The sequence below is a fragment of the Tenacibaculum sp. 47A_GOM-205m genome (genome assembly GCF_000518405.1).
GTDB lineage: Bacteria > Bacteroidota > Bacteroidia > Flavobacteriales > Flavobacteriaceae > Polaribacter > Polaribacter lutimaris.
This window is the reverse complement of record NZ_JADN01000003.1, coordinates 172,784-196,159: the sequence shown is the minus strand read 5'-3', so window position 1 is coordinate 196,159 and position 23,376 is coordinate 172,784. Positions and strand designations below refer to the sequence as shown.

Genomic DNA, 23,376 nt, shown 5'->3' with positions numbered 1-23,376 from the left:
ACTATGCTTTTTAAAAATATCTAGGAGATTTAACTCTATTTACTTTATGCAATTCAAACATTAACAGTACTTCATGCGTTCCATTTGAATACTGATTTATGTCTGATAATGGGTGCTCATATGCGTAACCTATTCGGAACTGCCGGGATACTTGAAAGTCTACCAAAGCACCTAAAGCGCCTGTATATTCATTTAGCCTGTAAGAACCTCCTAACCAAAACTTTTCGTTGAATAAAAAATTGGCTGTAATATCGTATGATAACGGTGCTCCGTTGGTTGCTTTAACTAATGTTGCTGGCTTAAATTTTACATTCTCGCTTAAATCAAAAACATACCCTCCTGTTAAGTAATAGCTTACCCTATCTATAACTCCGTAATTAATACCGTTTACTACCAAATCATTATGATCTATATTTAATAGTCTTGGGGCAGAAAGCCCTACATACCACTTGTTGGTATGTAGTAACAATCCACTTCCTATGTTTGGTTCCCATCTATTTTGAATCCCTGAAATTCCCGGATCTGACCCTTCTGCAGCTATTAAAGCATTATCAATGTTATATTGTGTAAACCCTGCTTTTAGTCCAAAGGCTAGCTTTACTTCTTCATTAAGTCGAATCGTATATGAAAAATCTCCATATAAATAGGTAAAGTTTTCATATCCTAATTGATCATTTATAAATGATAAGCCTAATCCTATCTTATCATTTCTAAGAGGAGTATGAATAGATAAAGTTTGTGTTTCTGGGGCTCTATCTAATCCCGCCCACTGACTTCTATGTAACCCTACAATACTCAATACTTCTCTACTACCTGCATAAGCTGGGTTTATAGATATTGTATTATACATATACTGAGTAAACTGGGGTAGCTGTTGTGATTGAACTGTTAAAACTGTTGTAAAAAACAGTACTACAACTGCATGTAATAGTTTATTATTATGGTTCATAGCTATTATATTATTTTGTTCCTAAGTAAATTGCTCCTGTAAATGGTTTTAAACCACTGTTCTCTAATATTACAATGTAATAATATGTACCGGCTGGTAATCTTTCTGCTCCGCCAAACGTAGATCCGTCTGAAACTCCGTTCCAATTATTTGCATAATTGTTTGATTCATAAACTCTAGCTCCCCAACGGTTGAATATTTGTACTTTGGTTATAAAACCACAGGATTCTACTCCTGTAACTTCGAAAAACTCATTCCATGAATCTCCATTTGGAGTTACTGCTTTGGAAATTACCACATCTTCTCTGCTACATGTCAACACTACACAATCGTCATTGATATTAATAGTTACTCTTGTTGCTATTAAACATTCACTATTTGATGATGTATAGGTAAAGATGTAATCTCCTAAGTTTAAACCTGATGGATCAAAAATCCCACCGTCTGATAACGTTACACTTCCTTGGGTTACCTCCCAGATTCCACCTGTACTTTGAGTAGCTAAATAATCATTCAAGTCAATTGTTCCATCTTCAATACATCTTGAATCTGCTATTTCTGTCACAGAGGTCTTTACTGTTACTGTAATATATTGTGTAAAGTCTGCTACATTCCCACAGTCATCTGCTACCGTCCATGTTCTTGTGATTGTATAATCACTATCACTTCCATCAAATGTGCTTGTTTCTTCAAAACTTGTTTGCGTTACAGTTGAAGAACAATTATCTGTAAACTCCAAAGTTGGAACCGATGGAATTGCATCACATTCTACATCTATATCTTCTAATGTGGATACCAATTGTGGGGCTTGTGTATCTTCTATTGTGAATACTTGTGATACTTCTACTGCATTATTTCCACAAGCATCTGCAACATTCCAAGTTCTGGTAATGGTTCCGCCACAAGCAGTACCTACAAGAGGTCCGTCTACGCTAGTTACCATACCACCAGCATCACAGTTATCTGTCCATGCTAAATCCATTGCTGCTGGTAAATCATCAATACACTCAATAGTTGTATCTGCTGGTGCAGCAGCGATTACAGGTACAGTTGTATCCTGAACAGTTATCCTTTGTATGTGAACGGCTTCATTGCCACAGTCATCAGTTGCTGTCCACTCTCTTGTTAATGTGTAACTGTTTGGACATGATCCTGCTGTTGTAGTCTCTACAAAAGTTACTGTAGCTGTTCCACAGTTGTCAGTAGCTGTTAAAGTTTCAGCAACTGGAACGGCATTACATTCTACGGTTACATCAGTTGGTAAGCTTTCTACAAATGTTGGTGCAGTCGTATCTTCTACGGTGATGGTCTGCGTATGTACGGTTTCGTTGCCACAAACATCTGTAGCTGTCCAATTTCTTACGATTTCATAATTGTTTGCACAACTTCCTTCAACAATTTCTTCATCAAAAGTTACAGGAATGTTACTTTCTCCTGGCATAAATACAGATACGAATAACTGTGCTATACTAGAAGTAGGCTCTTCTTGTTGAGCAATTAGAGAAGTTCCTCTTCCTCCAAAAACCTGAGCTGAATTTTGAACAGTTACATCTCCTGAGTTATAAACTATATAAGGACTAGTAAGTGTAGTAACTATATTTTGGTCACCAAAAAAGTTAACTCCAGGAGATCCTGGGAATGGATATAGCTGATTTCCATCTCCAGAAAAAGTCAATTTTTCTCCACTTGTTAATGTAGGATTTCCAGATATTTGGAAGGTTATTGGTTCTGAGAATGTAAGCGTAATTTTTCCATTATAAAGTGCAAAACCCACATTGTTTTGACGTACTCGAGGGTTAAGAGCTCCTGATACTGCTTCTGTTGTAAGTGATACTGTAACACCATTAAAATAGTCTATCACATCCTGAGAAACACCATCTTCTAATATATCTGTTACTAATATATCTGAAAATATTGTTCCAAATCCTGAGTTATTAGAATCATAATTACTGATTATCTTATTCATATCAAGATAAAAGTCATTTGTTAGATTCTGTATGTTTTGATTTATTGGATTAGTACAATCTGTTGCTGTAAGCTCTACGGCATCTGGTATTGTATCTGTACACTCTAATGTTATATCAGCTGGTAAAGTTTCATTAAACGTTGGACCAGTAACATCATTAACTGTAATAATTTGTGGGTCTGAAACAGTTTGATTACCACAAGTATCAATAGCTACCCAACGACGTTCGATAGTATATTGACCAAAGCAAGCACCATCGGTACGTAATTCGTCTACATAAACTGTTGCATCACCACAGCTATCTGTTGCAGTAATTGTTGCAGCAGCAGGAATATCCTCTGTACAGGCTACCTCGATAGCATCTGTTGGTGGTGTGGTGTTGAATGTTGGTGGTGTAGTGTCCTCTACGGTGATAGTCTGCGTATGTACCGTTGTTAATCCACATTCATCTGTCGCAGTCCATGTTCTTGCTAAGGTATAGCTGCTTGGACATGCTCCATCGGTTCTTGTTTCTGCAAAGGTTACTGTGGCTGTTCCACAGGTATCGGTAGCTGTTAAAGTCTCAGCTACGGGTACTGCATCACATGCTACGGTTGCATCGGCTGGTAAGGCTTCTACAAAAGTAGGTGGTGTGGTGTCTTCTACCGTGATAGTCTGCGTATGTACCGTTGTTAATCCACATTCATCTGTCGCAGTCCATGTTCTTGCTAAGGTATAGCTGCTTGGACATGCTCCATCGGTTCTTGTTTCTGCAAAGGTTACTGTGGCTGTTCCACAGGTATCGGTAGCTGTTAAAGTCTCAGCTACGGGTACTGCATCACATTCTACCGTTACATCTGCTGGTAAAGCTTCTACAAAAACTGGGGCAGTGGTATCTTGAACTGTTATGGTTTGCGTATGTACTGTTGTTAATCCACAAGCATCTGTTGCAGTCCATTCCCTTGTTAACGTATAACTGTTTGGACATGAACCTGCTGTTGTAGTCTCATTAAAACTTACTGTTGCAGCTCCACATGTATCAGTAGCTGTTAATACATCCGCTGCCGGTACTGCATCACACTCTACTGTTGCATCCGCTGGTAAAGCTTCTACAAAAACAGGCGCTGTTGTATCTTGAACGGTGATGGTTTGAACACACTCTGTAAATAATCCACATTCATCTGTAGCTGTCCATGTTCGTTCTATAGTTTTTGCATTACCGCAAGTAATGGTTTCTACATCATTATGGGTAACCGTTACTGGCTCATCAACTTGAGTGCTATAAATTGTTGTTTCAAAGAAATAATCAAGTGCGTCTTGGACACCATCAAAAACTCTTCCTCCACCAGAATTAATATCACTAAATTCTGACATCCAAGCAACCTTACTGGTATTGTCACTTGAAGTTAATTCAATTCGATACAATTGACCAGCTGTAACCATAAATGGTGCAGGTAACTTAAACGTTACCGGATAACTATTAGTTGGACCCGGGCCAGGCACTAATACAGGTGGTGTACTTGGATTTCCATCAGCATCTTGAAACCCTCCACCTAATTTAGGTAACGGAAGATTTGTTACCATTGGTGATGATATAATATTTCCATTGCCTGGATCTGCATCTAAGTAAAGATCTAATGTGTGGTCTTCTCCACTTGCCCCCAATTGAAACAACATTATAGTAATCTCATTAATTTGACCAGTAGAAGTAGCTGTAAAGCTTTGTCCAATTCTATAACCACTCGTAGTTACTATTTGAGTGCCACCATAACTATTAGTACCTATGTAATTTATTTCAGCAAGCAATGGGACATTATCAGCTACATAGGTGGCCTCTCCGGTATCTATCGGTTCTGTTGAATCGCCACACTCTACCGTAATATCTGCCGGACAGGTAATGGTTGGTGGGGTATCATCTTTAAATACAATGTTTTGTACACAAGTACTATAGTTACCACTATCATCATAGGCATACCATGTACGTTGTATGGTATCGCCCGTTGCACAATCGCCAGTAACAACAACATCTGTATAGGAAACATAGGTATTGCCACATTCATCTGTAGCGGTAGCCGTACCATAATTGCCCGAAAGGTCTAATGCAGAACTTAAAATTTCTACATCTGCTGGACAGGTAATCACTGGTGGTGTGGTGTCTTCTGCAATGGTCACATTTAACGTTCCTATAGCATAGTTATTTGTGTTGGCATTTTCTGTAATACGGTATTCTAAGGTATAGGTTTGCCCTGGAAAACTACCAGCAGCTATATCTACCGTACCGTCGGCATTGACACTCAATATTCCTTCGGGGTCGGGGGTTTCTTCACTAATTGTATAATTGGCTTGTACTACAGGATTGCTAAACTCGGTATCGTTATCCATTACATTGCCAATAGCCAGTTCTTCTTCAAAAGGACAAACGCTAGTTAGGTCGTCTTGATTGGTTATTAAATCAGAGGCAATAATATTAATGGTTACTACGGTGGTATCGTTGCCTGAGCAAGTGCCACCTACGTTGTATTCGAATTGATACGTACCTACGGTCATGGTAGAAGCATCCCATACTTCATTATTTAATGTTCCTGTATTAGACAGGTCTGTCCACGTTCCCCAATTGTCGTAAGGGGCGGTATCATAATCAAACAAATTAATTAACCCTACATTTTGTTGTAAAATATCAACGGTTTGCCCTGTTCCTGCTTCTTGTGCCAGCTGTGGGTCTGTTACCGTGAAACTTAAGGTTTGTGCAAAACAGGAACTTGGGTTGGAAGGATCTGTTAATGTAGCATAATACGTCCCCTCATCGGTTGCAGAACTGTAAGGATTAAAGGTTAAAGTGTTCCCTGTTGCTATAACTGTAGGATCTGCATCTTTTGTCCACTCGATATCTAAAAAGGATAACCCATTTATAAATAATTTACCTGTTTCGCCATCGCATAAATTGTCTGGTACTATTACCGGTGCTTTTACCTCATCTGTTTTAAAGGTAAAAACAGCCGTATTGCCACAACTATCATCAATTTCTACAGTGTATTCTCCCGGTGCCAGTTCTGAAAATACAGGGTCGGTACCATTATCTATAGTTAATGGTGCACCATCAAACTCGGTAATACTATAATTTAAAGGGGGAACACCTATGGCATCAATAACCAACTCGGTATTACCACTTGTACAGTTGGCTACATAATAATTATTTAAACTAATTCCATTGGAAGGTGTATTAAAAGTATCTAAAGTTTCTCTACAATAAAAATTATTCGATATTCCATTACTATGAATTACAGATTGTACTACAACCCTAAAATGTCCTGTCTCCGCTATATTATTAAGAGTTCCTGAAACAGTTTGATACCCTGAATTATTGTTAGACCCATTTATCTGCATACCTGTTGTTGATCCTATTTGATTTCCTTCAGTGTATAAAGTTCCAGTGGTAGGATGTCCCCACTGTCCTAATGCGGGATAATATTTTTGAAGCCACATTACTTCATTTCCTAAATAAGAAGAAATTGATGCTGAAACATTAAAGCTACCACAATTTTGGGCTGGTGTTACTGTAGAAGTAACGATTTTATCATAAATGGTAAAGCTACCTGTTGCGGGTAAACCACATTCCCCAATACCTTCTACAGTATAATCTCCAGCAGGTAGGGAGTTCATATAAAACTGCCCATTTGAAGCAATGTTATAAGACACATCGTAAGGCAACGCTCCATAATTGGTAACAAACTCAGCTGGTGCCGAAGTAATGTTTACAGAAACAAGATTGTCTGCTTGGGCTGAAGAACTGCTTGTTTTAATATAGAAATTGACTGAACCCTCATTATCTCCACAACCGGAGTAATATCTTCGAACATTAATACTGTAAGATACATTATTAACTATCGTAAAATTTTTAATCTCTGTTCTACCACAAGACGTTGTCTCAATAGTGTAGTTCCCTTCTGGCACTCCTACTGAAGAAGCATCCCCAAAAAGTACTGCATTAGGTAATGTATTATAAGTATTCGAATATGCTCCTGGGGTAAAATCGGTATTATAATCGGCCGGATCAAAACCTGTCGGGTATGCCGTAAATGCTACTTCAACAGGAGCAAAATGATAACGAAATAAATCCATACGAAGAAATTTTGTACCACAGTTAGCTACTAATTGTCTTAAACGAGTTGAAGGTGTAGCGTTAATGGTATCTGTGCGGGTGGTGACTACTCCACAGGCATCTGTATACGTAACCGTGTAATCATAGGATTGCCCGTCATGAAATGGTATTAAAACCAGTTGACTATTGTCGGCATTAGAAGTCCACGTACTGTTTATAACCGTATTAGGCCCTCCAAACGGATCCTGAATTTCTATGACTACATCTATAGGAAAACGAACTACGGGAATATTGTTACCACCATTATACTGCAATTTTTCAATATGCCTAATTGTATTACAATCTTCCTTTGTCCAAAAACCATATATTCCATTGTTTCTTTGGATACCATAAACTGCTGGGTCATCTGTTACCGTAACCCCTAAGGACGTACTATTACCACACACATCAGTTACTACAACCGTATAATCGCCTGCCGCAACAGATGAAAAAATATTAGAGGCTTGAGGGCCTGTTACTAAAGTGTTGGATGTATCATACAGTTCGTAAGTATCCGGATTACCTGCTGTTACATTTACCGTTATATCGGCGCCTGAGCAAAGCGGTTCTTGAGATAAAGTAAAAGCCAAATTTTCTATATTACTTGCTATAGTTACATCTGCTTCTTGTTGGTTAGTTTCTATACCAACCGTTTGTGTAACAATTACATGGTAAGTACCACTTGGTAATGCGCTTATGGTATGTTGTAGTGTAGTACCTGTAGCTGTAGTACTTTCTACTCGTATAGGAGTTACTAGGTTTGAGGATTCGTAGATTGTAAATTCAAACTCGGCACCTGTTTCGGTATTGTCAATATCGATAATAAATTGCCCGTTACCAGTACAGGTTTCGTCTACGGGCGTTACAACCATGGTAAATGGTGTTACTTGTGCATTAACTGTTACACTTACTGTTAATACAAACATTAAAAACACCTTCATTATCCCCCTTTTTAGAAAAGTAGTTTTTTTCATATTGTTAAGTTTTTATTAAGTCTCTTTTTTATTGGCTCAAAAGTTATGACACTTCTTTTTAAAAAAAGTCACAACTTCACATTTACACGCAGCATATAACTAACTTATTTTAATTATATTAAAACCTCTTTAACAGTTTTTTCTTAAAGTATTTTTCTTTTTAATATTCTAAAACAATTTAAATTACACGCAAATTTTTCAGGTCAAAAACTAACTCTAAAAGGATTATCTCTATGATAAAATTGAGAGGTTTACCCTCAATTATTCATCTTTGGAGAAAGACAATACTGTAACAAAGAACAGGAATATCTATAAACCAACATGATAAAAGTTAATCATCTTAATTTTTAACTCGAATAAGAACAAAACCGAAAATGTGTTTATAATCTTTTAAAAACAGAAAATTACAAAAAAACTTATTACATTTGATACTGAGCCTAATAAATCATCTATTTTCAAAAAGTTGAGAACAGGAGCCATAAATCGAATAATGAAAATGTAAAAACAGAAAAATATATGTATTTTTGAGTTTTACCTATTAATTGAAGTGAAAAAAAATCACATTGTTTATAATAGAGATTAAGTGATTTAGAAAGTCTTTTTCCATAAAAAGAAAAATTAAATATCCCAAAAAAAAGACTTATATTTTATTGAGCCTGTTATCACTTTACAACATAGTTAAAGATTTTATTTTAAAGTGTGGTATTATTTTTGTTCTATTGGAGAATATAACTGTATTATATATGAAAGACTTATTATTGGCAGGATTATTGTTTTTTAGCACATATTCTTGGTCGCAAGAAGATATAAACACTCCTAATTTAACTATTTGGACAACTTCTTACAAAGAAGCTTTAAAAGAAGCTAAAACCAATCGAAAACCATTGCTAATCTACTTTAAAGGTTCGGATTGGTGTAGCCCTTGTAAAAAGTTAGATAAGAAACTTTTTACTACAGAAAAGTTTAAAAACTTATCTAAAGAGAATTTTGTTTTGTATGAAGCAGACATTCCTTTTAATGAAGATTTAGTAACAAAAGAAAAACTAGCAATAAATAAAAAGTTAGCAAAAAAATTTAAGATATCTTCATACCCAACATTACTTTTTATTAATTATAAACAGAAAATAATCGATTATAAAAAAGGTTTAATTCTTACAGAGTATTATTATCCTTTTTTTGAATCTGTAATAAATAAAAATCGAGAGTAATAATTACTCTCGATTTAAACCCTTTAAAAAATCAATCAGTTATTGATTAATTACCCTAAATTCTGTTCTTCTATTTATTCTATGCTCAGCTTCTGTACAGGTAACACCATCTGAACATCTATTTTTTAGTTTAGACTCTCCATAGCCCTTAGCAACTAATTGACTTGGGTTTATTCCATTTGAAATCAAGTAATTTACTACTGCCTGTGCTCGTCTATCTGATAAATCTTGATTAGCCTCTCTAGAACCTCTCGAATCTGTATGAGAAGCTAGTTCTATTTGTACACCATCTTTTAAAATAGGCAACAATCTAGAGTCAATAAGTTTTTTTGCTGTTGAAGTTAAAGTAGCACTTCCAAAATTCCAGTTTATAGGTAATGGATTATAAGTAAGTAATTTACACTCTACTTCTTTCCAACTTGTTAATCCTCCTTTACTAACTAACACTTCTTTACTTACGGCTTTATATTTAGCAGGTATAATAACCTCCTCTTGCCATGCATCTTTAACTAAAACACGCTTAGTAATTTCATTATAAACAGCTGGCATCTTAATAACTCGTGTAGTGGGAGGTGTTGTCATTACTCTTTTAGTATAAGTTTTTTCAAAACCAGATATAGGGATTTTTTGAGTAGTAGCATTACTATTTAGTTTTGTTATTGGTATAGTTACAAATTGAGCTGGAATTGGTTTATAACACCAATATCGACAATCATTAGGGTCGCTTGACTCACAATCTGGAGCCTTTTCACTCATTTCCCATTTGGCTGATGCCGCTTTGGTTTCTATAACTTCTTCATCTGGCTTGAATGTTGCCTTGATAACCCTTAAACTATTCGCATCATCTTTTGCTTGATATGACACAATTTTATCTTCCCAAACCGCAGGCACTATTTCTAAACGTTCACCTGCTTCTTTTACTACAACTCTTTCCGTAACTGTTTTGTATTCTGCTGGGTGAGTGACGATTTTTTTATAAGTAGGTGCAATTTCTATTTTGACATCTTCATTTTTCCATATCTCTGGAGTTTTACAACGGACATAACATTTTCCTGGCTCTGGATTTTGAGGCAAATCTTGAGAGTAACTAACCATGGAAGTAGTAACTAACACTCCTAATAATAGTTTTTTCATAATTTAATAAATTTAAATAAGTATTTAACTTTAAAAAATTTGACACATATTAAGGTGTAAAGTCACATTTAACACTTCTATGTAACTATAAATACTTTTTGTTTTTCTTTTCTTCAGTACTCAGTTTCTTTCTTAAACAAGCTAATTTAACTTGTCCTCATATTTCCTTTAGTAATCTAGTATAGTTAGTAGGCTGAATATTTTTAAATATTATATGCGATACAAATGAACACTATACTAGGTTTTATTTATAATATTAAAAATTCTCAAAAACAGACTTAACTGCATTTATTTTTGCGTTATTATCGACTTGATGATACATATTAAAAGTCTTCAAATCTTTGTGCCCACTAATACTCATAATCGTTTTATCAGCAATTCCTTTATTTCGCATAATGGTTATAAAAGTTCTTCTAGCAGTATGAGTGGAAACACGCTTATAAAATGGCTTTATAAAAACTTGCTGCTCTACCCCTTTGGTTCTTGTATATTCAACCTCATTAGTAAATCCTGCTTCCTTTAAAATATCTTTGATATAATCATTCTGTTTTTGATTAGATATTAAAGGCAACTCATAATTATACTTTTCTAATATTGATCTTGAAATAGAAACCAAAGGAATTTCACGAGTCGGTTTAGAGCTATCCTTTTCTTCCTTTAATATCACACAACCATTATTATTAATTGTTCTTTTATTTACTCTTTTTAATTCCCCATAACGCATTCCTGTTAAACACTGAAAAATAAAAACATCTTTAATTTTATTTAGTCTGTCATCTTCACAAGTAAAACTATAGAGAGTTTTAATATCCTCAAAAGACAAAGCTTCTTCCCTAGTTAAAACTCGTTTCGGTTTCTTAAAATCAACAAACTTGTTATTGTAAGTATGTTCTTTTTTCAAAGCCCAAAACATAAATGTTTTGAATAGTCCTAAGTTTCTATTAAATGTATTAGTATAATGATCTTTATACTCATAGCAGAAATCGATAAACTCAGTATAGAACGTATTATTTATTTTACTAAATGTTAGTTTGTACTTCTTAACCTTTTCAAATTCTTGTAATAAGTTCTTAATATTTTTATATCGCTTTATTGTTGAATATTTCCATTCTTTCCTTTTAATTTTCTCCTCCGTAAATTTATCATAAACTTCAAAGAACGAAGTTTGACTTAATGTTAAATTATTAAAAGTTTTATCTAGATGCTCTTTTAATAATTGGCTTGTAAATTCTGTTTTACTCATTTCGCAACGAGAATACATTTCCTCAAAAGCATCTGTATATTCATTTATTCTTTTTGTTATTCCTTTTTGGTCTTTAGATATATTTTTTCCTTTATTTTTTGGTTTCTTATTTTCGAAATCCCAATGATCAGGAAGTATCGATTTTCTAATTGAATATTTGAATTGCTTTTTCTCATTTTTAAAGTAACATGAAAAAACAATTAATGTTTCTTTTACATCTTTTGGTTTTCTTAAACAAAATGTATGTTTCATAATTTTTATTTGATTTTTTACGCGTTGATAATTGAGTTGATAATTTTCTTATATCTTATTAGTGTAAAAGTTATTAACAAGACATAAAAAAAGCCACCAAACCCCTGTATTTAAACAACATATAAAGATTTACTGACAAATAAAAATTAAGCTAAAGTATATTCGGCGTCTCCACAATTAAAAACCTCAACTAACTATAAAACAGTTAATTGAGGTTTTTTAATTTATTTTTTAGTCAGTATTTAGTCAGCTTTATAAAATAAATACTACTTCAATTCTTCAAGCAACTCTAATATTTCGTTTTTCTTATAGTATACCCTACCTCCTATTCCGTATGATTTAATCATTCCTTTCTTTGTCCAATTATTTAACGTTGGTAAAGATATATTAAGAAAGTCTTTTGCTTCACTTCGAGTTAATAAATCTTTATCTATAATAATAGGTTGAACATTTTTAACAACCTCAACTTTTTCTTTACTTGAAGATTTATCTTGTATTAAAAAATCATTCTTTTTCTTTACTTTTAGTGCTTCTTCTGTAATCTCAATAAAATTCCTTGCTCTTTCTGAAATTCCAGAACTTGAGCTCTTCATTAAGAACTCTACAATAACATTCCTAACTATTTCAATAATTTTGATATCATCATAAGCAAAAATCGCATGAATCGAACTAGGATTAAAAATTTCATCATTATTATTTTCGTAAGTTCTTACTATATACTGTAAATATGCGCTTTGTCTAATTATCAATTCTTTATTCTTAATTTTTTTTGTTTTTTCACCATAAAATATAATGTTATCAATAACTGAATCATGAGGAACAAAAGAAAAAAGATGCGACATACCTAAAGCCTTACCAATCTCATATAACAAATCACAATATATATGGCTAAAATACACCGTCCATATTGTTTTCGAATTCTTATATTCTAATAAATCAACATAGACTCTACACCATCCTTCTTCCTCTTCAGCAGAAAACTTATTCTCCTTAAAAATTATACTGTTTATTGATTTAATATTACTTTTACTAGACTTCATTTGTTTTATAAATATACAAACAAAAGTAACGTATTTTTCAAGCACTATAACTCACTATTTTTACTTATAAGAGAGCTAATAAAAAAAATTAAAGTAGTTGAATATTCAACTACTTTAATTCTTTCTATAAACCTTGATTATACTAAAAACTAAACAACTAATTCCTGCTCCTATTGCCATAGGAACTGTTAAAGGAATTCCTACCGCAATCGCTAAACCGAATCCAACTGATGCGCCAGACGCACTAACCATTGCAATAACTGCACTTGCTTTATTTTTTTCTTCATTCATATTTGGTGATATATTATTAAGTTACAACTAAGGTCTTTCCTAAACTAATTAGACCTAAAAAGTCAAACAAAACTTCCATACAAAATGAAACGAAAAAAGTTTTTCAAAACTCAGACGTAGTTCATAAAAAATCAAAATAATTGGCTTTCTCTAGCTTAGAATACTATTGTTTTCTAATTTGTAAATTCTATCACAAAAGGATAACTTTAATGTTTCAAAAGTTAATTTTTTTAATGCAAAATCTGTCATAATGTATTTATACTATTATAAGTAAAAGAACACTATGACAGATTTTGCAAATAATTAGAGAGCTTAAAACTTACATTCTTAACTGTTAATTTAAATGGTTTTGCTTTAACTTATTCATTAAACTCATCTAAACTAATTACTTTTAAAAACATTATTAATATCCAAAAGATTATCAGTTGTATATTGAATATTTTTAAGATTATCTTCAAGCATTCCGCATTTATTTATTGCTTCTATTTTTGCATTCTTTACATCATCACCAATACCAAAATTACACCAAACACTTGTAAATTCAGTAATTCTATTTTTTCTGTGTTTTTTTGAATCGAGTTGAGGATAATATATAAAACTATCATTACAGCTCATATTACGTAACATTATTACATCTTGTTTAGTTTTAACAACCCATTTATTCAATTTTGAATCCCAAAAATTGTATTTAGTATCTCCATTGAGTTGAGATTTAACTAAAAAACCTTCTAGCTCAATGTTATCAATAACTTTTCCATTAGATTTAAGTTTAAAAAGAGTTTTAATACGATAAGAACTTACTACAACATATTTATCAAAGCCTATATCCCCTTCAGTAACATACATCTTTTTAGAAGTATACATATTCTCTTGACCAATAATATTTTCAACAACTTCTAACTTGTAAGAAATCCCATTTTCATCTGTTACAGAAGAGTTATTCATGTAATAACGAAGCTTTTCCAACTTCTTTTCTTCTTGTTTTTTCTTTGCTAATTCTTCTTCCTTTTCAGTTTGAGTAACCTTCTCTGTTAAGTTATCTTTCTCAGAGTTCTCCTTAGGGGTTTCTTCTTTTGTGGTTGTTCCACATGATACTAGAAAAGAAATCATAATACTTGTTAAATATTTTTTCATAAGATTTTATTTTTAATTCGCTCAAATATAGAAGAAATATTTCTTTTGCGTCTGTTCGTCCGCATTATTTTTTACAACTATACATTCATTTGCTGTATGGATGTAAATAAAAAAGTTTGCAATTACATAGCTAAAGAGTGGATTAAACCAAGTAAGTCTAACAGAAACTTTGCTCTTGACCATAATATTGACGAGAAAACTGTTAGAAAGATTCTTCAGACAGATGGATATAGAATTCCTTTAAAAACTTTACATAAGATTTGTGAAGCTAGAAACCTTAAACTTGAAGATTTTTTTAAACTAGTTAAGATTTAGAGGTCTTTTATTTGACCTGTTAACCTTATTACTGAACAAATAAACATTTACGATAATCGTAAGTGTTTATTCTCTCTATAAATCAATAGAAACACGTTAAATATCACATACAAATGTGGGGGAAATATGCAACTTATTAATAGAAGTAGAAACTCTCCCCCCATTTGTATGTTTTAAATTTAAAGCATAAATAATCTTTATGTAATACTAAATTAATGAGGTAATAAATATCAAAAAACTTTAAATTTGATTTAGTAAAACTTTTTTAAGTTATATTAAAGTAATTATTTTAAAAAAAAATTAAAAACATATCTCTATGGGAAAAACACTTCGTCAATTGCATTTTGAAATACAACATATAATGGATCTAAGTATCCAAGAATTAGAAACGACTCCAAAAGAAGAGTTGAAAGAATTTCTGAAAGAATTGAAATGGAATTGTCGATATGTTATAGCCGAGAAACAGAGACATACCTACAGCAACAATATTCAAGCTAATGCAGAACGTCGTATCATAGATATAGAAATGCAAATGGAAAATATTAGTGAAGTTTTAAACAAGGAAGAAATTACCAAAGATAAAGACAATATTATGAAAACCTCACACCCATTTGTGGATGATGAAACACTATCTATTTTCAATAATATAATGGAAAAATGGGATTATGATAAAGATATAAAATACGCTTACATCTTTAATGAATTAATGCCTGAAAATCATCCACCTAGTGAATACGAAAAATATATTCGTGAGAATTATAACAAGTTAATTGTTAAGTTTAACTACAACAATGCGAATTCAAAAAAAGTAAAACAACGTTTAAGAGAAATAATTAGATCTAAATAATTTTATAGATAAATTATCCTAATTTATCTATACATTTTCAGCTTAAACTCGTAAGATATTTGTGCCATCATAAAACTATTAACAATGGTAAAATATATTACAACACAATTATCACCAAAAGAATTAGTGAACTTTTTTAACTGTAAACCTATAGAGGATGCAGTAAGCTTAAAAATTAAAAAATCAATCTCTATAAGAAAACCTTTCTTAACTCGAAAAGAAACTGTACAGCTTTTCGATATTAATCTCAATTATACTAAGTTACTGGAGCAAAAAGAAATTCTAGATTCTCTTAAAATAGATCGAAGGAAATATTTTAAAGAGTTCGACTTTTTCAATCTACTGTTCCAGTAAATATACATAGCACTAATTCTTTTATACTGTCATTCTAGAGGACATATAATTTGATTTCTGCTAACTGTAATAATAATTACAGTATCAAACCTGTATTAGTTATAGAACCTATACAGACAACTTAATCTATAAGTAAACACCTTACTTTTTTAACCTGTGTACCACTTTGGGGAAGTGACTCTTTATTCTATATAAGAATTAGATTTCCCAAACTGGAACACCCTAAAATTATAAAATGAACAACAAGTATTATTACTTTTCAACCCACACAACCAATCCGTTGATATATGATCGCTTGGAAGCCTACAAGACATACAAAACATTAAATGAAGAAACCAAAGACCTACTAGATGTCTTTGTAGATAAATATCCAAAGGGAGAAGCAACAGAAAGCCCTATAGATTATTGTTCTAAATTCATAATGAAACATAAGGAAGAGCTTTATGAACTTGACAAACTAAAAGCAATAAAGCCAAAACAATTTCTTTATAACTTCTTAGGGTGCTCCAACCAATGGAATGCCAGTACAAGGTCTTTCGGGAAAAACAGAAAAGAAAGAGCAAATACTATTTCAGAACAGGAATTAATCGATGAAATGACAGATCCAAATGAATCAATTAAAAAATTATTAGACTCCTCAGGAGGAGATTTGTCAGCTGTAAAACCTTTCTTACCAGCTATTATGATATCACTTGATACAAATACAAGAGACAAATCCAAAATGGAGTTTAAACATACAGGTAAGTTTTGTTTTGATTTTGACAAACTAGAAGACTCCAATGAAGCTATTAAATGGATGAACAAAGTATGGTATGGAACAAAAAATATAAAACCATACATGGCGTTTGTATCCCCTAGGGGTAAAGGATTTAAAATATTCTGTCAAGTAGATCTTTCAAATCTTGATTTTCAAAGTGATTTTAGTTTAGAAGAAAGAGAAAGTGTTATGAGACATCATAAGGTTTGGTATGAAGGAGCTAGAAAAGAATTAGCAGCTGCTTTTCCTGAACTAGAAGATAAAATTGATGTATCTACAAATGACCCTCAACGTCTAACTTACCTACCTTTCATAGCAGACAAAGCCAATAGTTTCAAATATGATCCTTCTCAAATCTCTAATTACTCAGAAATTGTAACTATTGAAAGGGAACTAAAGCAGAAGGAACTCCTTAAGAAGATCTCTGAAAATATAGTTGAGGTAAAAAACATTATGAAAACTCACAATATAACTTCAAAGGTAGATGCTTATCACTTATTAATCAAAAATAGATCTAAGAACTTTAATTTAGAATATGAGACTGACAAGTTCATCAAAGTTATTGACTTTTTAGAAGATCTATCAAATGAAGATCATCGAGTTTCTAATTGGGTACACGAAAAGTTTGATGATTATCACACATTAAACAAGTTATGCTGGGTACTATATGGAGTATTTGGTGATTTAGCTATTGAACAATTAAAAAGACTAATTCCTGAAGGATCTAATAAATTAGATGAAGATCATAATGATTATCGTTGGGCAATCAAATCTAAAAATAGTTATACTGAAGAACAACTAAGTTCATCATCACTTGGAGCATTTTACGAATTGATTAGAGAGCTAGGAGAGGTAAAAGATTTTCTTTCTGAACAGTATAGATTATCCTCAGGTGAAGTAAACGACTTTAAACTAATTAATAATTATTATGAGATTTATATTAGAAATAAAGTTTCATATGATGAAGATAATAATTCAGCGGATTTATCTGAGTTTTTAGATGAAATCACCAATTATATTGATAAAAAGAAAGTAAGATTACCTTTAATTGAAGAATTAGAGACTATTACAGCAGAAATTACTCTTGGAGAAGAAGAGTATCTAGACAAGAACGTTATGCATGACTTATTTCAAAACAAATATGCTGAGAAAAGAATATTTTGTCTTAGAAGTCAATGTGGTACAGGGAAAAATAGTATTGCTGGTCACCCAGACTATAAAATGAATGGTAGAACTATATTAAGTGAACCATTTATGTCAATTCAAAATCAAATTGCTAAAGAAGCTTGGGATGAAGAAAATAGACCTGATCAAGTTTTTGTCAATTCCAATATTGAAAATACACTTAAAAGCTTTAAAAAGAAAAATACTGAAGTTATTAAGGTTAATTATGAAAGTACCTTAAAAGGAAAAGACCTACCAAAGTCTGATGATTTAGTTGTTCATTGTACCTATAACCAAGTGTTGAATCTGAGCCATGAACAATTGGCTACTTTTGATTATATCTTCATTGATGAAGCTCATACATTGTCAGATGGACTTGACTATAGAGCTGATGTTATTTCCAACCTCATACACCATATTATTGAGTTTGTTTCTAGAAATAGAGATTGCAAGACGAAAATTATATTCATGTCAGGAACTCCTAATGTTGAAACTCATGTTATACCAGAACTAATGGAACGTGATCATATAAAATCACTATTCCAAAGAATTATAGTTGATAAAAATTACAAAAGGAAACCAATTATACACTTAACTAATTTAGATACGGATGACTCTAAAGAAAGATTTGATGAGGTTGTAAATCAAATGAATAAATATTTAAAACAAGGAAGAAAAGTATGTCATATTTTTAACAACAAAGCTAAAATGGACGAATGTATCAGAGAAATTCAAACCAAATTATCTTCTGATATTAAAGTTGGATTATTTTATTCAGGCTCAGAAGGAAAATGTACCCAAAATATACTATCGGGTAAGTTTGGAGATTACGATATAGTTCTTGCAACAACTTTTTTTATAAACGGTATCAATATAAATAAAGATGGAGTCACAGAAGATGAGATAAAACAAGGTAAAATCTCTCCTCAAAAATATGGAGTGATCATAGATTTAGGAGTGACTCATACTAAAATTAGTGCTATAAATGCAATCCAAGCAATTAATAGATTTAGAAACAGACAAGTTCATAGTACAGTATTCTTACCAAGAATATTTAAACCAGATCCAAAGAATTCTTCAAGAGAGTTTAGTTTTAGAAATGCAGGGAAAACAATTCTTGGAATCAATAAATATAATTATCATTTACTAAGTGTTAATGAAGGCGCTACTCCAAACAAAATAGTAGAAGAGGATGAAAAAGAGAAATTACATTTATTAGAAGAAGTAAGAAAAAACCCTGAACAAGTAACGGTAAAAAATATTTCAATATTTGCTCAAGAAGAGGAGAATAAAAAGCTGGTAATAGACAGTATCAGTAAAAAGGCAAGAATGTACGAAGATTGGTTTTGCTCTTTAGATGGTTATCATTATTTAGCCAAAGATGCTGGATTTAATTCTATCATAAAGCATAAAAGTATTGGTGAACCCCTTAAGGAAATGACCGAAGATCAAATAGATTTAGAAAACGAACTTATAAGAAACTTCTTGAATGATGAAAGGGCTATGGATTATCTTGAAAGCCAAGTTGATCCAGAGAAAAGAATGTGTGTGAAAGCTTCTAAAAAGGTATCAAATCCTCTAAGTACAGATATTGGTAATTTTCAGGTTATAGATAATATTAACGATTGCTATATCATTCAAGGAGACTTTCATTTTTCTCATGAAAGAGCTGTAAATAAACTAATAAAATATCATTTAAGATTATGCTATTGGTATGGAGTTGAAGAAGCTATTAAAATCCTACATTTTTTAATAAATCCAGAAGCAGAATTATCAAATTCCGACAGTCCTAGTTACCTTAAAAAGATTACTAAGTATATTGATTCTTGTAATTCAACTCAGAATGATAAACTAATTCGAGGTATAAATTATATAAAGACAATAGACTTCCTTTCTGATAAGAAATTAGGAATTGTTAAGAAAGTAGAACCAACTTATATATCCTATACAATTCATAATATAGAATTAGTAGAAGCTCTAAAAAACATGTGGGCTAAACAGCAATACGAAGACACTATGTATAAGTTAGAGACATCTAATTCTAAAGAAAAAAAAGACCTAAAGAAATATTATTCGAATAAGGAATTAATAAAAACAATTGATTTAAAAGAATTAGAAACCCAATTAAACAGATTATCTAAATACACTCCTTTAAATTATACTAAAAAAGGGAATCTTAAATCCTTAGAAACTATAATAATACCTAGAGTTCTCAGAAGTAAAAAATTACTAGTTGATATGGATCTAGATATTAGCAAGTTTGTTGAACCTGAATTATCCACCACTACAGATAATTTAAATGAGTTGACCAAAATTTGTAATAATAGTTTAAGAAACCTGAAAGCTTATGCAAAACCATTATTAAAATCTAATAATATATACATACAAGATATATTTAATTCTCTTGAGGAGAAATTAAAAAAGAAAGACATTTATGGCTCCATAGAATATGTAAATGATTTAATTGAAAATCCAACTGCGCCTAATTTCTTAGGAGAATCTAATATACTTAACAAATTAAAAATTGATCTTAGCAAATGGGATGACTTATTATTAACTTCTTTTAAAACTTCAGAACACAGTACTTATAATAAACTTAAAAATTTAAAATATGTTCCCTTTGTACGTCAAACATTTTTCTGTGATGAAGAGTTTAAACTAGAGAGTTTAGATAAAAAGTTTACTCTAGATTTAAATGAAGAAGATGTATTTAAATCTTTGAGAAAAAATTCAAACCAATATAGTGGTACTAAAAAACCAAGACCAAGAAAGAACTTCAGTAGAGTTACTATAAATAATAATACAACTGAGACTTCTTTTGTAGTTCTAAACAAAAATGGTGACATTATTTATTCAGACTTCTCTCTTACCAAAGCTTGTAAATTTTTATGCCAACATGCTTATAATAATCAAGGATTTGTATTGAAAGATCGAAGTACTCCTCCTAAAAATTTTAACAAGGGTATCTATAATCCTAATACATTTAAAAGAGATTATTATGCCAATAGTTCTAAAAACAAATCTATTGCGAATTATAGTATAGTTCTATTTGATGTCAATATTCAAGACTATAGAGACCATCTAGATAAATTAAAGATAACACCAAAGAAGAAGAGAAAGAAAACTGCTTAGTTATCTCAAAAATGATCTATTAATCTTTGAAGATAGTGTACCACTTGGGGAAACCTAATTCTTATATAGAATAAAGAGTTACTTTCCCCAACTGGAACACTTTTTATAGAAATAAGAAGGTAAATCCAAGTCCATTTTCCTTATCTCATTACATACCCTAAACTATTTCTTTTAAAATTATAACTGTTGTGTAATTAATGACTTAATTAAGCTAATAATATTTTCTGCTCCTTGACGATTTAAAACATTGAAATTCAAAGATGGACTCCACAAGCTACTATGCCAAATCGTGTGATAATCATATATATTAGCAACCCTATCTACCTCTTTAACAGTCATTCCTCCAGTTCTTGTAGCACAAACAATAATATCACAATTATCTTTAGCTAATCGCTCAACGGTATTATCATGTATCATCCTGCTATTAGGGTCACCTTGGCTTTCTAATCCAATTTTTACATTTCCAATAGTAATAGTTAAAAAAATATCTCCACTATAGTCAATGTTAGATATTGAAGGAGAAGCGTCTGGATAAGTTTCTAATAATAAACTACATACCTTTTTAATCGTTTCTGATTTACCTTGATTAGCTTTTCCATAAACTGATATAATTGTTCTATTCATTTTGTTTGCAATTTTAAAATTTATTTAAAACCCTAAAATACCAAATTCTAAGAAAACAAAAAGATGAACCTAAGTCCATCTTCTTGCTTGTTTTAATTATGTTACTTCACTACTAAGAATTATCTTCTACAGTAGCATTTGGTGCATTCTTTTTTACGGAAGCTATACCATTTTCCATGGCATCTTTAGTTTTTAGTTGAATAAATTCTTAATGAAATTATTTATTTTAACATCATAAGCTTTATAACTATATACTGATTGAAAATACTTCTTACAATCTTTACAGTAAAATTGTTGTTTGTTATTACGAATACCTTTTTTGATGTAATTATTGGAATTACATTTTTTACATTTCATAGCACTTTTTTTAAAGCGCCAATTTAATACACGTGTCCTAAACAAACCTATATTTTATAAGCTCTAACAAAACTTTACTATTTAAATGAACGTAATATACCGCCCTTTTAGAGCGGTATATGTTTTGTAATCACCTAGTTTTCAGTATTTATTTTTTACTAAAAATCAAAAGCTCCATTTTGATACATTACCCTTAGAGAGCACAGCAGGACATTACCTCCTTTTTCTATTATAATAAGTTTTATTTTTTATCAATAAGCCTTTTAAAGCCTGCTGCCCATTCTTGCTCATTTATAAGACCTCTTCTTGCATAAAAGCTAATCTTATCGTCATCTTTATGAACTAGAATAACTATTGGCTGCCCTAATTTGAACATTAAGTCTATATTGTTCTCTTGTCCATAACTGACTGATTCCTCTTCAAGATTATAAGCATAAATAATATCTCTATTCCATTCACTATCCAGCGGATTAGATGTTCTGGTCATCTTTGTTATAATTCCCTGTTTTTCTATAAAGTCTTCCTCATTATAATCCTCATATTTCTTTTTTCCACAACTAAATAAAAATAATGAGACTAAAATTGTTGAAATAATTATCCTTGATTTCATAGTAATTAGTTTTATTCTATTATTCCATTTTTTAACTTTCTCCACCTCATAGACATATGTTTCATATACGTTCCTCTACCTTTAAACCTACCTCTATATAAGTGGCTAAATTTAATATGAAAATCTCTAAAAGACATATTTTTATAATATGATGAAACACTATTGTTTATTACCGTAGGTGGAGTAGCTGTGGCAGATACTATTCTTGGTTTTATACCTCCTCGAATTCTGCCTAAATAACTTGCTTGAACTGATCTAGCAAGACCTTCATTCCCTGGCTGAGTAATAGACATCATATCAAAATAACTCACAAAATTTCTTAAATGAGCGACATCTCTATTTCCTACATATGCAATATGATTTCTAGCTGTCAAGGGCTGGAATTTACCAAGGCTTTCAAGAGATAATATGCGCATTCTTAGACTTCTTCCTTTTCTACTAGAAAAAAGCTTATCTCTCATTTTAAATCAACATCTTTTACTCTAAACTTTATTTTCTTCTTTTCTTGAAACTTAATCAACTTATTAAGAATTGTAGTTCTCTTCTTTATAGTAGATTCCGAAACTCCTTTCTTACCGTCTTTATTGGCATTATATTTAAGCCTCTCAATATATTGCTCGGTATAAGCAATTAAATAATCTATTTCCTTTATCTCTGACTTCCCTAAAAATTTAGCGATTGATTCTTGCAACCATAAAGAAGTCACCTTTATTCCTTTTGTATTGCTCGTGTTAAGCTCTTTTTCTATATAAACCTCCAAATTCTTAAGATCTACTTTTAAGTTCTTATTAAAAAGATTGTTCGTCTTTGGATATCCTGTTGCTTTACTCCATTCTTTAGAGTCAATAAAATACCCTGTCTTTCTCTTAAAAGAAATACTCTTACTCAAAGACAACCTTAAATAGATT

At 31.6% G+C, this 23,376-nt stretch carries 17 protein-coding genes; 6 read left to right on the top strand and 11 right to left on the bottom strand.

The features are described 5' to 3' along the window. Positions 1-10 precede the first annotated feature (10 nt). A complete protein-coding gene (locus N534_RS0100935; RefSeq protein WP_028890686.1) occupies positions 11-949 on the bottom strand; it encodes a type IX secretion system membrane protein PorP/SprF in 939 nt (312 codons plus the stop codon). A 10-nt stretch (positions 950-959) separates the two neighbouring features. Then, entirely contained in the window at positions 960-7,973 is a 7,014-nt protein-coding gene (locus N534_RS0100930; protein ID WP_028890685.1) for a gliding motility-associated C-terminal domain-containing protein, read from the bottom strand. Between the two features lie 776 nt (positions 7,974-8,749). On the opposite strand from N534_RS0100930, the gene N534_RS14210 reads away from it, so the two are divergent. Continuing rightward, the gene (locus N534_RS14210) at positions 8,750-9,214 is read left to right on the top strand and encodes a thioredoxin family protein (RefSeq protein WP_051435805.1); all 465 of its coding nucleotides are present in this window, start codon (positions 8,750-8,752) and stop codon (positions 9,212-9,214) included. A 39-nt stretch (positions 9,215-9,253) separates the two neighbouring features. Here the strand turns inward: N534_RS14210 and N534_RS0100920 are convergent, their stop codons facing one another. The 3 genes from N534_RS0100920 to N534_RS15475 form a co-directional block, all read right to left on the bottom strand. Further along, entirely contained in the window at positions 9,254-10,348 is a 1,095-nt protein-coding gene (locus tag N534_RS0100920) for an OmpA family protein (protein WP_028890684.1), read from the bottom strand. 256 nt (positions 10,349-10,604) lie between these two features. Continuing rightward, positions 10,605-11,843, bottom strand: coding sequence for a tyrosine-type recombinase/integrase (locus N534_RS0100915; protein WP_028890683.1), 1,239 nt, complete (start codon positions 11,841-11,843; stop codon positions 10,605-10,607). Positions 11,844-12,109: 266 nt separating this feature from the next. Continuing rightward, positions 12,110-12,883, bottom strand: a complete 774-nt coding sequence (locus N534_RS15475; protein ID WP_051435804.1) for a helix-turn-helix domain-containing protein — start codon at positions 12,881-12,883, stop codon at positions 12,110-12,112. Positions 12,884-13,016: 133 nt separating this feature from the next. Here N534_RS15475 and N534_RS15235 point away from each other — a divergent pair, with 133 nt between their 5' ends. Beyond that, positions 13,017-13,205 carry a hypothetical protein gene (locus tag N534_RS15235; protein WP_156025516.1) on the top strand — a complete coding sequence of 63 codons (189 nt, stop codon included), beginning with the start codon at positions 13,017-13,019 and terminating at the stop codon, positions 13,203-13,205. Positions 13,206-13,555: 350 nt separating this feature from the next. Here N534_RS15235 and N534_RS0100900 read toward each other — a convergent pair whose 3' ends face one another. Next, entirely contained in the window at positions 13,556-14,308 is a 753-nt protein-coding gene (locus N534_RS0100900; RefSeq protein ID WP_028890681.1) for a hypothetical protein, read from the bottom strand. A gap of 96 nt (positions 14,309-14,404) precedes the next feature. Between N534_RS0100900 and N534_RS0100895 the strand changes: the two genes are divergently transcribed. The 4 genes from N534_RS0100895 (at position 14,405) to N534_RS0100880 (ending at position 20,877) form a co-directional block, all read left to right on the top strand. Continuing rightward, positions 14,405-14,623 carry a helix-turn-helix domain-containing protein gene (locus tag N534_RS0100895; protein WP_028890680.1) on the top strand — a complete coding sequence of 73 codons (219 nt, stop codon included), beginning with the start codon at positions 14,405-14,407 and terminating at the stop codon, positions 14,621-14,623. Positions 14,624-14,939: 316 nt separating this feature from the next. Next, positions 14,940-15,470: a hypothetical protein gene (locus tag N534_RS0100890; RefSeq protein ID WP_028890679.1), complete on the top strand. Its 531-nt coding sequence runs from the start codon at positions 14,940-14,942 to the stop codon at positions 15,468-15,470. Between the two features lie 84 nt (positions 15,471-15,554). Continuing rightward, positions 15,555-15,824 carry a hypothetical protein gene (locus N534_RS0100885; RefSeq protein ID WP_028890678.1) on the top strand — a complete coding sequence of 90 codons (270 nt, stop codon included), beginning with the start codon at positions 15,555-15,557 and terminating at the stop codon, positions 15,822-15,824. 235 nt (positions 15,825-16,059) lie between these two features. After that, positions 16,060-20,877, top strand: a complete 4,818-nt coding sequence (locus N534_RS0100880; RefSeq protein ID WP_081728253.1) for a BT4734/BF3469 family protein — start codon at positions 16,060-16,062, stop codon at positions 20,875-20,877. Positions 20,878-21,054: 177 nt separating this feature from the next. On the opposite strand, the gene N534_RS0100875 is transcribed toward N534_RS0100880, so the two are convergent. From N534_RS0100875 to N534_RS0100860, 5 genes are all read right to left on the bottom strand, one after another. After that, the gene (locus tag N534_RS0100875; RefSeq protein WP_028890676.1) at positions 21,055-21,501 is read right to left on the bottom strand and encodes a hypothetical protein; all 447 of its coding nucleotides are present in this window, start codon (positions 21,499-21,501) and stop codon (positions 21,055-21,057) included. A 112-nt stretch (positions 21,502-21,613) separates the two neighbouring features. Further along, positions 21,614-21,703 (bottom strand): DUF1508 domain-containing protein, encoded by a 90-nt coding sequence (locus tag N534_RS15565; RefSeq protein WP_369791953.1) that lies wholly within the window; start codon positions 21,701-21,703, stop codon positions 21,614-21,616. A gap of 396 nt (positions 21,704-22,099) precedes the next feature. After that, on the bottom strand, positions 22,100-22,468 hold the full coding sequence (locus N534_RS0100870; RefSeq protein WP_156025514.1) for a hypothetical protein: 369 nt from the start codon (positions 22,466-22,468) through the stop codon (positions 22,100-22,102). A gap of 11 nt (positions 22,469-22,479) precedes the next feature. Continuing rightward, the gene (locus tag N534_RS0100865) at positions 22,480-22,842 is read right to left on the bottom strand and encodes a hypothetical protein (protein WP_156025512.1); all 363 of its coding nucleotides are present in this window, start codon (positions 22,840-22,842) and stop codon (positions 22,480-22,482) included. Between the two features lie 83 nt (positions 22,843-22,925). Continuing rightward, entirely contained in the window at positions 22,926-23,357 is a 432-nt protein-coding gene (locus tag N534_RS0100860; RefSeq protein WP_231517290.1) for a hypothetical protein, read from the bottom strand. Between the last annotated feature and the right edge of the window lie 19 nt (positions 23,358-23,376).